At 70.4% G+C, this 13,736-nt stretch carries 13 protein-coding genes; 5 read left to right on the top strand and 8 right to left on the bottom strand.

Annotated features, from left to right (window positions below):
• The first annotated feature begins 2 nt into the window (after positions 1–2).
• Both ABT254_RS23385 and ABT254_RS23380 read left to right on the top strand, forming a co-directional pair.
• Positions 3–1,010, top strand: a complete 1,008-nt coding sequence (locus tag ABT254_RS23385) for a helix-turn-helix domain-containing protein (protein ID WP_351473244.1) — start codon at positions 3–5, stop codon at positions 1,008–1,010.
• The gene (locus ABT254_RS23380; RefSeq protein WP_351473241.1) at positions 1,007–1,501 is read left to right on the top strand and encodes an LURP-one-related/scramblase family protein; all 495 of its coding nucleotides are present in this window, start codon (positions 1,007–1,009) and stop codon (positions 1,499–1,501) included. Before ABT254_RS23385 ends, ABT254_RS23380 begins: the two co-directional genes overlap by 4 nt.
• Before the next feature lie 11 nt (positions 1,502–1,512).
• Here the strand turns inward: ABT254_RS23380 and ABT254_RS23375 are convergent, their stop codons facing one another.
• On the bottom strand, positions 1,513–2,286 hold the full coding sequence (locus tag ABT254_RS23375; RefSeq protein ID WP_351473238.1) for a carbon-nitrogen family hydrolase: 774 nt from the start codon (positions 2,284–2,286) through the stop codon (positions 1,513–1,515).
• Positions 2,287–2,465: 179 nt separating this feature from the next.
• On the opposite strand from ABT254_RS23375, the gene ABT254_RS23370 reads away from it, so the two are divergent.
• On the top strand, positions 2,466–3,290 hold the full coding sequence (locus ABT254_RS23370) for a maleylpyruvate isomerase family mycothiol-dependent enzyme (protein WP_351473235.1): 825 nt from the start codon (positions 2,466–2,468) through the stop codon (positions 3,288–3,290).
• Positions 3,291–3,310: 20 nt separating this feature from the next.
• Here ABT254_RS23370 and ABT254_RS23365 read toward each other — a convergent pair whose 3' ends face one another.
• From ABT254_RS23365 to ABT254_RS23355, 3 genes are all read right to left on the bottom strand, one after another.
• Entirely contained in the window at positions 3,311–4,069 is a 759-nt protein-coding gene (locus ABT254_RS23365) for a hypothetical protein (protein ID WP_351473233.1), read from the bottom strand.
• Between the two features lie 177 nt (positions 4,070–4,246).
• The gene (locus ABT254_RS23360) at positions 4,247–5,554 is read right to left on the bottom strand and encodes an MFS transporter (protein WP_351473230.1); all 1,308 of its coding nucleotides are present in this window, start codon (positions 5,552–5,554) and stop codon (positions 4,247–4,249) included.
• Entirely contained in the window at positions 5,551–6,213 is a 663-nt protein-coding gene (locus ABT254_RS23355; protein ID WP_351473228.1) for a GntR family transcriptional regulator, read from the bottom strand. Before ABT254_RS23355 ends, ABT254_RS23360 begins: the two co-directional genes overlap by 4 nt.
• 197 nt (positions 6,214–6,410) lie before the next feature.
• Here ABT254_RS23355 and ABT254_RS23350 point away from each other — a divergent pair, with 197 nt between their 5' ends.
• Positions 6,411–7,313 carry a D-alanyl-D-alanine carboxypeptidase family protein gene (locus tag ABT254_RS23350; protein ID WP_351473225.1) on the top strand — a complete coding sequence of 301 codons (903 nt, stop codon included), beginning with the start codon at positions 6,411–6,413 and terminating at the stop codon, positions 7,311–7,313.
• A gap of 74 nt (positions 7,314–7,387) precedes the next feature.
• The gene (locus ABT254_RS23345) at positions 7,388–8,041 is read left to right on the top strand and encodes a class I SAM-dependent methyltransferase (protein WP_351473222.1); all 654 of its coding nucleotides are present in this window, start codon (positions 7,388–7,390) and stop codon (positions 8,039–8,041) included.
• A 53-nt stretch (positions 8,042–8,094) separates the two neighbouring features.
• On the opposite strand, the gene ABT254_RS23340 is transcribed toward ABT254_RS23345, so the two are convergent.
• From ABT254_RS23340 to ABT254_RS23325, 4 genes are all read right to left on the bottom strand, one after another.
• Positions 8,095–9,498 carry a dihydrolipoamide acetyltransferase family protein gene (locus tag ABT254_RS23340; protein WP_351473219.1) on the bottom strand — a complete coding sequence of 468 codons (1,404 nt, stop codon included), beginning with the start codon at positions 9,496–9,498 and terminating at the stop codon, positions 8,095–8,097.
• 10 nt (positions 9,499–9,508) lie between these two features.
• Entirely contained in the window at positions 9,509–10,501 is a 993-nt protein-coding gene (locus ABT254_RS23335) for an alpha-ketoacid dehydrogenase subunit beta (RefSeq protein WP_351473216.1), read from the bottom strand.
• 1 nt (position 10,502) lies between these two features.
• Positions 10,503–11,681, bottom strand: coding sequence for a pyruvate dehydrogenase (acetyl-transferring) E1 component subunit alpha (gene pdhA / locus ABT254_RS23330; RefSeq protein WP_351473213.1), 1,179 nt, complete (start codon positions 11,679–11,681; stop codon positions 10,503–10,505).
• A 330-nt stretch (positions 11,682–12,011) separates the two neighbouring features.
• Complete coding sequence (locus ABT254_RS23325) at positions 12,012–13,616, bottom strand: protein kinase domain-containing protein (RefSeq protein WP_351473210.1); 1,605 nt, start codon at positions 13,614–13,616, stop codon at positions 12,012–12,014.
• Between the last annotated feature and the right edge of the window lie 120 nt (positions 13,617–13,736).

Below are 13,736 nucleotides of genomic sequence, written 5' to 3'. Positions count from 1 at the left end.
ATATGCCGCAAGGATCCTCGCACCACCGTCCCCACCCCCACAAGGTCGCTGTGATCGTCGACGAGGGCACCAACCCCTTCGAGGTCGGCGTCGCCACCGAGCTCTTCGGTCTGCCGCGGCCCGAACTCGGGCTCCCCGGACCGCTCTACGAGGTGACGCTGTGCACGCCCACCCCCGAGGTGCGCATGAACCACGGCTTCTTCACCCTGACCGGCGTGCCCGGCCTGGACGCCGTTGACGACGCGGACACCCTCGTCGTGCCCGGCCGGCCCGACAACGTCGTACCGCGCGGCGCCGCCGTACTGGACGCGATCCGCCGCACGCACGCGCGTGGCGCCCGCGTCCTGAGCCTGTGCACCGGCAGCTTCGCGCTCGCCGAGGCCGGGCTGCTCGACGGCCGCCGGGCCACCACTCACTGGATGTGGGCCGACGTCTTCCGCGAGCTGCACCCGCAGGTCCGCCTGGAGCCGGACGTCCTCTTCGTCGACGAGGGCGAGATCCTGACCGCGGCCGGCAGCGCGGCCGCGCTCGACCTCGGCCTGCACGTCGTGCGCAGGGACCACGGGGCCGAGATCGCCAATGCCGTGTCGCGACGGCTGGTCTTCGCCGCCCACCGGGACGGCGGGCAGCGGCAGTTCGTGGAGCGGCCGGTGCCCGAGGTGCCCGACGAGTCGCTCGGCCCGCTGCTGGCATGGGCGCAGGAACGGCTGGGGGAGCCGCTGACGGTGGCCGGTCTCGCGGCCCGTGCGGCCGTCTCCCCCGCCACGCTGCACCGCCGCTTCCGGGCGGAACTCGGCACCACCCCGCTGGCCTGGCTCACGAGGGAGCGGGTGGCGCTCGCCTGCCGGATGATCGAGCGGGGGGAGGAGCGGCTGGACGTGGTGGCCGCCAGGAGCGGCCTGGGGACCGCGGCCAACCTGCGCGCGCTCGTGCGGCGCGAGACGGGACTCAGCCCGTCGGCCTACCGGCGGCGTTTCGGACCGGCCGCCGGGGAAGCGGTGACGGTATGAGATTCCTCGTACGCGACCGGCTCCTCGGCATCGGTGACGACTACTGGATCGAGGACGAGCACGGCAACAAGGTGTTCCTCGTCGACGGCAAGGCCATGCGCCTGCGGGACACCTTCGAGCTGAAGGACACCCAGGGGCGCGTCCTGATCGACATCCACCAGAAGATGTTCGCCCTGCGGGACACCATGGTGATCGAACGGGACGGCACCGCCCTCGCGCGCATCAAGCGCAAACGCCTGTCCCTGCTGCGCCACCACTACCGGGTCTCCATGGTCGACGGCACGGAACTCGACGTCAGCGGCAAGATCCTCGACCGGGAGTTCGCCATCGAGTACGACGGCGAGCTGCTGGCCGTGATCTCCCGCCGCTGGCTGCACATCCGGGAGACCTACGGCGTCGACGTCGTACGGGAGGACGCGGACCCGGCCCTGCTGATCGCGGTGACGGTCTGCGTGATCCACCTGGCGGAGAAGGAACGGGAGGACGACTGAACCCCCGGAAGCTAGAGGACCCGGTCCTTCAGCGCCGGGAACTGCTCCCGCGTCGTCGCCACCTTCCCCGGATCGAACTCCACGGTGAGGATCTCCTCGTCCGCCCCGGCCTCCGCGAGGACCTCGCCCCACGGGTCCACCACGATCGAGTGACCAGCCTGCGGAACTCCCGCATGGGTCCCGGCCGTTCCACAGGCAAGCACGAACGCCTGGTTCTCGACCGCCCGCGCCCGGGCCAGCAGCGTCCAGTGCGCCCGGCGGCGCTCCGGCCAGCCCGCCGGGACGACCAGGGTCTCGGCGCCGGCGTCGACGAGACCGCGGAAGAGTTCGGGGAAACGGAGGTCGTAGCAGGTGGCGACGCCCACGGTCGTGTCGGGCAGACGGACCGTCACCAGTTCCCGCCCCGCGCCCATCAGCACGGCCTCGCCCTTGTCGAAGCCGAAGCGGTGGATCTTGCGGTAGGCGGCGGCCAGATCACCGGAGGGGGAGAAGACGAGAGAGGTGTTGTAGAGGGGACCGTCAGGGTCACGTTCGGGGATGGAGCCCGCGTGCAGCCACACGCCCGCGTCGCTCGCGGCCTTCGCCATCGCCTCGTACGTCGGCCCCTCCAGCGGCTCGGCCTCGGTGCCGAACTCCTCGTAGGCGAAGGCTCCGGTCGTCCACAGCTCCGGCAGCACGACCAGATCGGCCCCGGCCTGCTCCCGTACCAGCGCGGCCACCCGCCGCCGACGCGATTCGACCGATTCGCCCTCGTCTACGGCGATCTGGATCAGAGAAGCGCGCACACTACCACCGTCCTGGCATTCGAGCCGTCCACACGGGCCTACGATCGTCACACGAAAGCACTGCCGGGGTGCCTCACAGCAGCGTAACTTAGCGTTCCAAGACACCCGCCGAGTGCAGCCACCTCCCGCTGGCAACGCTGCCACCAACCGCCCGTGTACCGACCGAGGGGTCCCGTTCCGTGAGTCTGCATCCCACCCTCCAGCCCTACGCCGACGCCTGGACCCATTCGATCGAAGCGATATCCGAGCTGGTGGGGCCGCTTGTGGAGGGAGAGTGGAACCGGCGGACGCCGTGCCCGGGGTGGTCGGTCCGTGACGTCGTCTCCCATGTCATCGGCCTGGACTGCGAGATGCTCGGCGACCCGCGCCCCATCCACACCCTGCCGCGCGACCTCTTCCACGTCACCAACGACCACCAGCGCTACATGGAGATGCAGGTCGACGTCCGCCGTCACCACACGGCACCGGAGATGACGTCCGAGCTGGAGTACGTGATCATCCGTCGCAACCGCCAGCTGCGCAACGAGTCGCGCGACCCGGGCACCAAGGTGCGCGGCCCCCTCGGCACCGAGCTCACCCTCGAAGAGTCCATGCGCTCCCACGCCTTCAACGTGTGGGTGCACGAACAGGACCTCCGCGCGGCCCTGGGCCGCCCCGGCAACCTCGACTCCCCCGGCGCGCACATCGCCCGCGACGTGCTCCTCGCCGAGCTGCCCAATGTCGTGGCCGACAAGGCGGACGCTCCGCGCAGTTCGGCGATCGTCTTCGACGTGCACGGCCCGGTCGAGTTCCTGCGCACCATCCGCGTCGACATCCAGGGCCGCGGCACCCTCGAAACCGCCCCCGCCCTCGGCCCCGCCGCCACCCTCACCCTCGACTGGGAGACATATGTACGCCTGGCCTGCGGCCGGGTGACCCCGGAGGCGGTCGCGGACCGGGTGAAGACGGAGGGGGACCCGGCGCTGACGGCGGCGATCCTGCGGAACTTCACGGTGACGCCGTAGCGCCTGCGGGGATCCGCTGATCAGTGGTCCTCGGTGACGGTGGTGGCGACACCGCCGCTGATCACGACCTTCGCGGAGACGCCCTTCTTGGCGGCGGCCTCCAGCTGGTCCAGGGTGCAGAGGGAGGTCCCCGAGGACCCCTGGGTGCCGCAGATGGTGCCCGCGCCGTACACCTTGGTGCTGTCGGCGACGTAGAACGCCTGCTCGACGCCCTTCATGTCGGACACGGTGAACTTGCCCGGCGCCAAGTAGCTGACGTTGCCGAGCCAGGTGCCGCTGACGCCCTTGGTGCCGGTGCCGCCGCCGGCGCCCGCGCGTTCACGGACGACGGTGGCGACGCCCTTCCTGATCGTCACATCGGCGGGGACGGCTGCCTTCCTGGTGGCCTTCTCCAGCTGGTCCAGGGCGCAGTGCGAGCCGCCGCAGATCGTGCCGGCGCCGTGGATCTGCGTGTCGCTTGCGACGAAGAACGCCCGATCGGTCTTTCCGGGCACGGACACGATGTACTTGCCCGGGGCGAGGTAACTGACCGTGCCGCCGGTGACGACGGCGTTCACGCCCTGCTGGGACTTCGACGTGTTCCCGGCGGAGGTGCTCGAGGTGCCGGAGCTCGGGGACGACTCCGAGGTCTTCGACGTGCCCTGCGACGTGGCCGTCGTGGACGCCGAGGTGTCCGGGGAGCTGCCCTTGCCGGTGGAACCGTTCTGACAAGCCGTCATCAGCAGGCCGGCCGTGATCGCGGCGGTGACGAGGGCGGTCTTGCGCAGGTGGCGGTTCATCAGGAGGTTCCCTTCGGGAGCGAGGACTGCGTTCGAGGCATGCGATGCGCTCGCTGACTATGAGGGTCCGCAGGTCCCTCGGGTTCACGCCCGTCCCCGCTTCACGACACCCCTGTCACACGCCCATGACAGAGCAACATCCGGGCTGTGATCCTCCGTCGCGGTGAACCGCCCGCCTCACGCGGGCACGTGCACCGTCTCCACCCGGCTCGCCACCAGCCGCTCCCGCTCCCGCCGGGCGACCCGCTGACGCAGCCGCAGGATCTGACCGACCCCGAGCGCCTGGAGCACGAACACCGCGGAGAACGCGACGGTGTAGTCGTCGCCGGTGGCGTCCAGCAGCACCCCGATCGCGAACAGCGTGGTCATCGAGGCGACGAAGCCGCCCATGTTGGTGATCCCGGAAGCCGTGCCCTGCCGCTCCGCCGGGTTGGCAGGCCGCGCGAAGTCGAAGCCGATCATCGACGCCGGACCGCAGAAGCCGAGCACCGTGCACAGCACGATCAGCAGCCACATCGGCGCCCGGTCGGCCGGGTAGGCCAGCGTCGCCGCCCACACCACGGCCGTGGCGCCCACGGTTCCGAGCGCCAGCGGCAGCCGCGCCGCGTGGTGCCGGGCGATGATCTGGCCGTAGACCAGACCCACGACCATGTTCGACAGGACGACCAGGGTGAGGAGTTCACCGGCCGTGGCCCGGGACAGGCCCTGCGCCTGCACCAGGAAGGGCAGCCCCCACAGCAGCAGGAACACCATCGCCGGGAACTGGGTCGTGAAGTGCACCCACAGCCCGAGCCGCGTCCCCGGCTCGCGCCAGGAGGCCGCGATCTGCCGCCGCACATACGCGGCGCCCTGGTGCGGGAACGGCTCCGGCTCGTGCCCCTCGGGGTGGTCCTTCAGGAACAGCAGGAGCAGCACGAGGACGACGACTCCGGCCAGCGCGCTGCCCGCGAAGGCGGCCGTCCAGCCCACGCCGTGCAGCAGCCGGGCCAGCACCAGCGTGGAGACCAGGTTGCCCGCCATGCCGGCCAGCCCCGCGAGCTGCGCGACCAGCGGCCCGCGCCGCGCCGGGAACCAGCGGGTGCCCAGCCGCAGCACGCTGATGAAGGTCATCGCGTCACCGCAGCCGAGCAGCGCACGGGAGGCGAGGGCCATGCCGTACGAGGGGGAGAACGCGAACCCGAGCTGACCGGCCGTGAAGAGCACGACCCCGATGGTCAGCACCTCCTTGGTGCCGAGCCGGTCCACCAGCAGGCCGACGGGTATCTGCATGCCGGCGTAGACGAGGAGCTGCAGGATCGAGAAGGTCGACAGCGCCGAGGCGTTCACATGGAAGCGGTCGGCGGCGTCGAGGCCCGCGACCCCGAGGGACGTACGGAAGATGACGGCGACGAAGTAGACGGAGACGCCGATGCCCCAGACGGCCATCGCGCGCCTGCCGCCCGGCGGGTCACCCGGCAGGGTGGTCGTGGCGGACGACTGCCTCATCGGACCTCACCCCGCGCCAGGTGCGAGAACCAGCTGACGTGCCGGTGCACGACCCCGACCGCCGCCTCCGGGTCCCCGGAGCGCAGCGCCTGGAGGATCTCCTCGTGCTCGGCGAGGGTCTTGGCGATCCGGTCGGGATGGGAGTGCATGATGGCGACGCCCATGCGCAACTGCCGGTCCCTGAGCTGGTCGTAGAGCCGGGAGAGGATCTCGTTGCCGCCGCTGCGGACGATCTCGGCGTGGAAGCAGCGGTCGGTGACGGCGGCCCCGGCGAGGTCGCCTGCGGCGGCCTGCGCCTTCTGCTTCGCCAGCAGTTCCTCCAGCCGTTCGACGAGCCCCGCGGGGGCGGGCACGGCCTTGCGCGCCGCATGCTCCTCGACCAGCAGCCGGGTCTCCACCACGTCCGCGATCTCCTGCGCGGACACGGGCAGGACCAGGGCTCCCTTCTTCGGGTAGAGCTTGATCAGCCCTTCCACCTCGAGCCGCAGCAGCGCCTCGCGCACCGGGGTGCGGGACACCCCCACGGCCTCGGCGAGTTCGCCCTCGGTGAGGAGGGTCCCGCCCTCGTAGTGGCGCTCCAGTACGCCCTGCTTGACGTGGGCGTAGACGCGGTCGGCGGCGGGTGGCTGCTTGGCGGTCAGGGTCCCGGGACTGCTCATGCGAACAGGATAGATACAACACGTACCCATGAGGAGGCTCGTCCAGCATCCGGACGTCCGCAGCCCAAGGAACACCCCGCCTCATCAACCGCACAACCTTCTGTGCTACTTACGTGTCACACACGTGCGGCCCCGCTTTCCCTCCCTTCCAACTTGGCCGCATCCCAGGGGCATTCGACGTAATCGGGGTATTTGAGTTGAAAACCGCCATCAAGGGCTTCCGTGTCCGCAGAGCCGCAGCCGTCGCCGTCACGGCCGGCGCAGTGCTCGCCACCGGAGCTCTCACCGCGGCACCGGCGCAGGCTGTCACGACGCCCACCATCACCGCCAAGGGCGGGTACCTGATGAACAGCGCCACCGGCAAGACCCTCTTCACCAAGGCCGCCGACACGAAGCGGCTCACGGCCTCCACGACGAAGGTCATGACCGCGAAGGTCGTCCTCTCGCAGCCGAACCTGAACCTGGACACCAAGGTCACGATCAAGAAGGCCGTCAGCGACTACATGGTCGCCAAGGGCTACCCCTCGTCGGCGCACCTGATCGTCGGCGACAAGGTCACCGTCCGTCAGCTGCTGTACGGGATGCTGCTGCCGTCCGGCTGCGACGCCGCGTTCGCGCTGGCCGACAAGTTCGGTTCCGGCACGACGTCCTCCGCCCGGACCAAGAACTTCATCGGCAAGATGAACACGATGGCCAAGAGCCTCGGCATGACGAACACGCACTTCGACTCGTTCGACGGCCTCAGCAACGGCAACAACTACTCGACGCCGCGCGACCTGACGAAGGTCGCCCGCAGCGTGATGAAGAGCACCGCGTTCAAGACCGTCGTGAAGAGCAAGTCGTACACGGCGAAGACGGTCACGAGCTCCGGTTCGACGCGCACGATGAGCACGTGGACGAACACCAACACGCTGCTCGGCTGGAACGGCACGCTCGGCATCAAGACCGGCTCGGGCCCCGATGCCCACTACTGCCTCGTCTTCGCCGCCACGCTGAACGGCAAGTCGGTGATCGGCGCCGTCATGACCGCCCCCTCCGCGACCGACCGCACGTCGGACGTGAAGAAGCTCATCAACTACGGGTACGCGAAGATCAGCTGACCCCGGGTCAGGACAGGAACGGAAGGGCCCCTCGCCGTCGGCGAGGGGCCCTTCGCCTCGTCTAGAGTCGCCGGATGACCGAGCCCTCCTACCTCACCGCCGTCCGGGAGTCGTACGACACCGTCGCCGCCGACTACCTGAAGCAGGTCAAGCGGCCCGCCGAACTGGATCCGCTGTCACGGGCGTTGCTGACCGCGTTCGCGGAAGCCGTGCGGGAGGGCGGCGGGGGGCCCGTCGCGGACCTGGGCTGCGGCCCGGGCCTCGTGACCGCGCACCTCGCCGGTCTGGGGCTGTCCGCCTTCGGCGTCGACCTGTCACCGAGGATGGTCGAACTGGCCCGCCGGGCCCATCCGGAGCTGTCCTTCACGGTGGGCTCCATGACCGGCCTGGACATCGAGGACGGCTCCCTCGCCGGCATCCTCGCCTACTACTCCACCCACCACACCCCACCGGAGCTGCTCCCACTGGTCTACGGCGAGTTCCAGCGGACCCTCAGGCCCGGCGGCCTGCTCATGCTGGCCGGTTACGTGGGAGCCGGCGAACGCGTCCGGCCGAAGCCGGCCTACGGCGGCCATCCCGTCTCGTACGAGTCCCATCGGCTCCCGCCGGAGCAGCTCGTGGAACTCCTGGAACGGGCCGGGCTGGTCGTCACGGCACGGGTGTTCCAGGAGCCCGAGGAGGGCAGAAGGGCACGGATCGCCACACTGCTGTGCCAGAGGCCGCTGTGACCGAAGGAGCCACGCACCGGGGACGGATGCGCGGCTCCTGACGGCGGTGCCTGCTAGGCCCAGGTGATGAGCTTCTTCGGCTGCTCCAGGATCGCCGCCACGTCCGCGAGCACCTTCGAGCCCAGCTCGCCGTCCACCAGGCGGTGGTCGAAGCTCAGCGCCAGCGTGGTGACCTGGCGTGGCTTCACCTTGCCCTTGTGGACCCAGGGCTGGAGCTTGATCGCGCCGATCGCGAGGATCGCGGATTCGCCGGGGTTGAGGATGGGCGTGCCCGTGTCGACGCCGAAGACGCCGACGTTGGTGATCGTCACCGTGCCGCCCTGCATGGCCGCCGGGGACGTCTTGCCCTCCCTCGCCGTCGACACCAGCTCCCCGAGGGCCTCGGCCAGCTGCGGGAGCGTCTTGTCGTGGGCGTCCTTGATGTTCGGGACGATCAGACCGCGCGGGGTGGCCGCGGCGATGCCCAGGTTGACGTAGTGCTTGAGCACGATCTCCTGGTTCGCCTCGTCCCAGGACGCGTTGATCCCCGGGTTGCGCTTGATGGCGACCAGGAGGGCCTTGGCGATCAGGAGGAGCGGGTTGACGCGCAGCCCCTGCAGGTCCTTGTCCTGCTTGAGCTCCTCGACCAGCTTCATGGTGCGGGTCACGTCGATCGTCACGAACTCGGTGACGTGCGGCGCCGTGAACGCCGAGCCCACCATGGCCGCCGCCGTCGCCTTGCGCACGCCCTTGACCGGGACACGGGTCTCACGGGCCGTGTCGTACGCCGGAACCGGCGCCGGGGGTGCGGAGACAGCGGGAGCGCTCACCGGCTCCGCGGCAGGCGGTGCCACCGCCGCATGGACGTCCTCGCGCGTGATGATGCCGTCCGGGCCGGAGGGGACCACGGTCGCCAGGTCGACACCCAGGTCCTTGGCCAGCTTGCGCACCGGCGGCTTGGCGAGGGGGCGCGGCTTCTCGGCCGTACCCGCCGGGGCGGCCGCGGCGACCGGGCCGTGGCCGTTGAGCTCCTTCTGGACCGCCGTCGAGGCCTCCGGGAGCACCACCTCGGGGCCCTTGCGCGGGCGGCGCTTGGTGGAGGACGCGGCGACGCCGTAACCCACCAGCACCGGCTGGCGGCCCGAGCCCTCCGGCTTCTTCTCCTCGACGGGGGCAGCAGGAGCGGCGGCCTGCGCCGGGGCGGGCGCCGCGGCCCCGCCCGACACGTCGACCGCGATGATCGGCGTGCCCACGTCCACCGTGGAGCCCTCGGGGAAGTGCAGGTCGCGGACCACCCCGTCGTACGGGATGGGCAGCTCCACCGCCGCCTTCGCGGTCTCGACCTCGCACACCACCTGGCCGTCGGTGACCCGGTCGCCGGGCTGGACGTACCACTTGAGGATCTCGGCCTCGGTGAGGCCCTCGCCGACGTCCGGCATCTTGAACTCGCGTACGGACGCTTCCGTCATCGTCGTCACGACCCTCTCCTCAGTACGCCAGGGCGCGGTCGACGGCGTCGAGCACCCGGTCCAGGCCCGGCAGGTACTCCTCCTCCAGGCGGGCCGGCGGGTACGGGGCGTGGTAGCCGCCGACCCTGAGGACCGGTGCCTCCAGGTGGTAGAAGCAGCGCTCCGTGATGCGGGCGGCGATCTCCGCGCCCGTGCCGAGGAACACCGGCGCCTCGTGGACGACGACCAGGCGGCGCGTCTTCTCCACGGACGTCTGGATCGAGTCGAAGTCCAGCGGGGACATCGAGCGCAGGTCCAGGACCTCGAGGGACTTGCCCTCCTCGGCGGCCGCCGCGGCGGCCTCCAGGCAGAGCTTCACCATCGGGCCGTAGGCGACGAGAGTCAGGTCGGTGCCCTCGCGGACGACCTGGGCCTTGTGCAGCGGACCGGGAATGGCTTCGGTGTTGACCTCGGCCTTGTCCCAGTAGCGCCGCTTGGGCTCGAAGAAGATCACCGGGTCGTCGCTCTGGATGGCCTGCTGCATCATCCAGTAGGCGTCCGACGCGTTCGCGGGGCTGACCACCTTCAGGCCGGCCACATGCGCGAAGAGCGCCTCGGGGGACTCGGAGTGGTGTTCCACCGCGCCGATGCCGCCGCCGTAGGGGATGCGGACGACGACCGGGAGCTTGACCTTGCCGAGCGAGCGCGCGTGCATCTTCGCGAGCTGCGTGACGATCTGGTCGTAGGCGGGGAAGACGAAGCCGTCGAACTGGATCTCCACGACCGGGCGGTAGCCGCGCAGGGCCAGACCGATGGCCGTACCGACGATTCCGGACTCGGCGAGCGGGGTGTCGATGACCCGGCTCTCGCCGAAGTCCTTCTGCAGGCCGTCCGTCACCCGGAAGACCCCGCCCAGCTTGCCGACGTCCTCGCCCATGATCAGGACCTTGGGGTCGGACTCCAGGGCGCGGCGCAGCGACTCGTTGATCGCCTTGGCGAGAGCCATGCTCTTGGACGTCACAGTCTCAGCCATCTCAGTTGCCCCCCTCATCCGCGAACGACGCCTGGTAGGCGGCGAACTGGGCCCGCTCCTCGTCGACGAGCGCGTGCCCGTCCGCGTACACGTTCTCGAAGATCGCGAAGTGGTCCGGGTCCGGCATGGCGCGGACCGCCTCACGCACTCGTTTGCCCAACGCCTCGCTCTCGGCCTCGAGTTCCGCGAAGAATCCCTCGTCCGCGTGGTTTGAGGCCTCCAGGTACCGGCGCAGGCGCAGGATCGGGTCCTTCGCCTCCCAGGCCTCGCGCTCCTCGTCGGCCCGGTACTTGGTCGGGTCGTCGGAGGTGGTGTGGGCGCCCATGCGGTACGTGTACGCCTCGACGAGGGTGGGGCCCTCACCGCGGCGGGCCCGCTCCAGGGCCCACTTCGTCACCGCGAGGCAGGCCAGCACGTCGTTGCCGTCGACCCGGACGCCCGGGAAGCCGAAGCCCTGCGCACGCTGGTAGAGCGGGACACGGGTCTGCCTCTCGGTCGGCTCGGAGATCGCCCACTGGTTGTTCTGGCAGAAGAACACGACCGGGGCGTTGTAGACCGCGGAGAAGGTGAAGGACTCGGCCACGTCGCCCTGGCTGGAGGCGCCGTCGCCGAAGTAGGCGATCACCGCGCTGTCCGCGCCGTCCTTGGCGACGCCCATCGCGTAGCCGGTGGCGTGCAGCGTCTGGGAGCCGATGACGATCGTGTAGAGCTGGAAGTTGTTGCTGTTGGGGTCCCAGCCGCCGTTGTTCACACCGCGGAACATGCCGAGCAGGTTGGTCGGGTCGACCCCGCGGCACCAGGCGACGCCGTGCTCGCGGTAGGTCGGGAAGACGTAGTCGTCCTCGCGGGTGGCCCGCCCCGAGCCGATCTGGGCGGCCTCCTGGCCGAGCAGCGAGGCCCACAGGCCCAGCTCGCCCTGGCGCTGCAGGGAGGTGGCCTCGGCGTCGAAGCGGCGGGTGAGCACCATGTCGCGGTACAGGCCGCGGAGCTCATCGGGGGTGATGCCGGCGACGTACTCGTCGTACTCGGCGTTCTTGACGCGCTCGCCCTCGGGCGTCAGCAGCTGTACGAGCTCGGGGTCGGTGCTCGGCGATTTCCTTGCGGTGGTCGTCTTGCCGGCCGTGCTCTTGGTACCGGCGCTGCGTCGCGGCTTGCGCGCGGCAGTGCTCTCCACGGTCACGTGTGCTCCTCCGTCGGTCCGGCATCCCGGGTTCGCCGGGATGCCAGTGCGGCTCGCCTGAAGCCCTACGGACGCACAGGGTGGGTGCGGCCCGGTCGGGGACAGGCGTGACAGGTGCCCCGGCGAGCGCCCTGCAAAAGGCACGTTACCCAGTGCTCCACATTTCTGTGAAACCCCTCCTGACCTGCGATTTTGCTTGGATTTCCAAGTAAATCGCGAAAGCCGGGAACATCTCCTGGTCACAGCCTTGCAGGGGGCCGGAACAACGGCACGTTATCCCGGTGACCCACGTCACGGGAAGAGTTCACCTCGGGCGAGGCGGGCGACGGATCAGCCGGTGACGCCCGACGTGTCGCCCGCCGTGCCGCCGTTGTCACCGCCGGCGACCGTCCCCGGGTCCGTCGAGTCGCCGGAGGACGGCGTCGAGGGCGTCGGGTCGTCCGTCGGCTCCTCGGTGGTCGCCGGGTCCGACGGCTCCCTGCTCGGCCGGCTGCTGGGCGTGTGCGAGGGGGTGTACGACGGCGTGTACGACGGCGTGTAGTTCCCGGTGCCGGAGTTCGTGCCGGAGCCGTCGTCCGTGGAGGAGTCCGTCGGCTGGTCGGTCGGCTCGTCGGTCGGCTCGTCGGTGTCCGTGTTGTCCTTGGTGGTCTGCGAGGTGGTCGGCGAGTGGGTGGTGCCGTCGCCGCCACTGCCGTTGCCGGCCTTGTGCAGCGCCAGCGCGACGCCCGCCGCGATGGCGATCACCGCGAGGACGGCGAGGATCCACAGCTTGCCGCGGCCGCTGCCCTTGTTGCCGTGCCCCTCGAAGCCGCCGTCGTCCCCGCCGCCGTAGCCCGTGGGCAGGATCGGCTGCGGAATCTGCGTCGTGCCGGAGGAGTCGCCGGGGTGCGGCAGCACCGTCGTGCTCGCGAAGCCCGCGGCCGGGGTGTGCCGGCCCTCGTGCACGGCGACCGGGCCGGTGTTCCAGGTGCCGGTGTGGCCGCCCTGGTCGTACAGCATCTGCAGCCCGTACTGGACGAGGCCGCGCATCTCCTCGGCGGTCTGGAAGCGGTCGTCCGGCTCCTTGGCCAGCGCGCGCATGACGAGGCCGTCGAGCTCCGGCGGCACGGCGTCGGAGACCTCGGACGGCGGCGTCGGGATGTCCTGGACGTGCTGGTAGACCACCGACAGCGGCGTCTCACCGGTGAACGGGGGTCGCAGCGCGAGGAGTTCGTAGAGGAGGCAGCCCGTCGCGTACAGGTCGGAGCGGTGGTCGACGGCCTTGCCGAGCGCCTGCTCGGGGGAGAGGTACTGCGGGGTGCCCATGACCATGCCGGTCTGCGTCATCGTCGACTGCGCGCCGTGCAGGGCACGGGCGATGCCGAAGTCCATCACCTTCACCGCGCCGGTGTGCGTGATGATCACGTTCGCCGGCTTGATGTCGCGGTGCACGATGCCGTGCTGGTGCGAGTAGGCGAGCGCCTCCAGCACCCCGGAGACGATGATCAGGGCCTGCTCGGGACCGGGCGCCTCGGCGTTGATCAGCAGGTCGCGGATGGTGCGGCCCTCGACGATCTCCATCACGATGTACGGGACGCTCTGTGCGCCCCCCGCGCCGTAGCCGCCCGGCACCGTGTCCTCGCCGGAGTCGTACACGGCGACGATCGCGTGGTGGTTGAGGCCGGCCACGGACTGGGCCTCGCGCGTGAAGCGGGCCTTGGAGACCGGGTCCTCGGCGAGGTCGGCACGGAGCAGCTTGACCGCGACGGTGCGCCCGAGGCGCACGTCCTCCGCGGCGAAAACCTCCGCCATGCCGCCCCGGCCGAGTCTGCGGGTCAGCCTGTACCGGCCGTCCCCGACCAATCCGCCGTTCCCCCACATTTCCGGCGCATCTGACATACCGCCGCCAGTCGCCTCGGGGTCGGACGGGCCCTGGGCGCGCTGCTGCTGTGCCATCAGTCCTCGCCGTCGTTTCTGCCCGCGGTGCGCGCGGTGTTGTTACGGTCTCCGTCGGCCACGCTACAGCCTCAACGCAAGCCGCCGTTCCGAGAAGGGGGCCGGAACCGGCACAGGACG

It is taken from the genome of Streptomyces sp. NPDC001137 (assembly GCF_040298885.1).
Taxonomy (GTDB): Bacteria; Actinomycetota; Actinomycetes; order Streptomycetales; family Streptomycetaceae; genus Streptomyces.
Note: the sequence above shows the minus strand (reverse complement) of the source record. Positions and strands in the feature narration are given on the sequence as shown.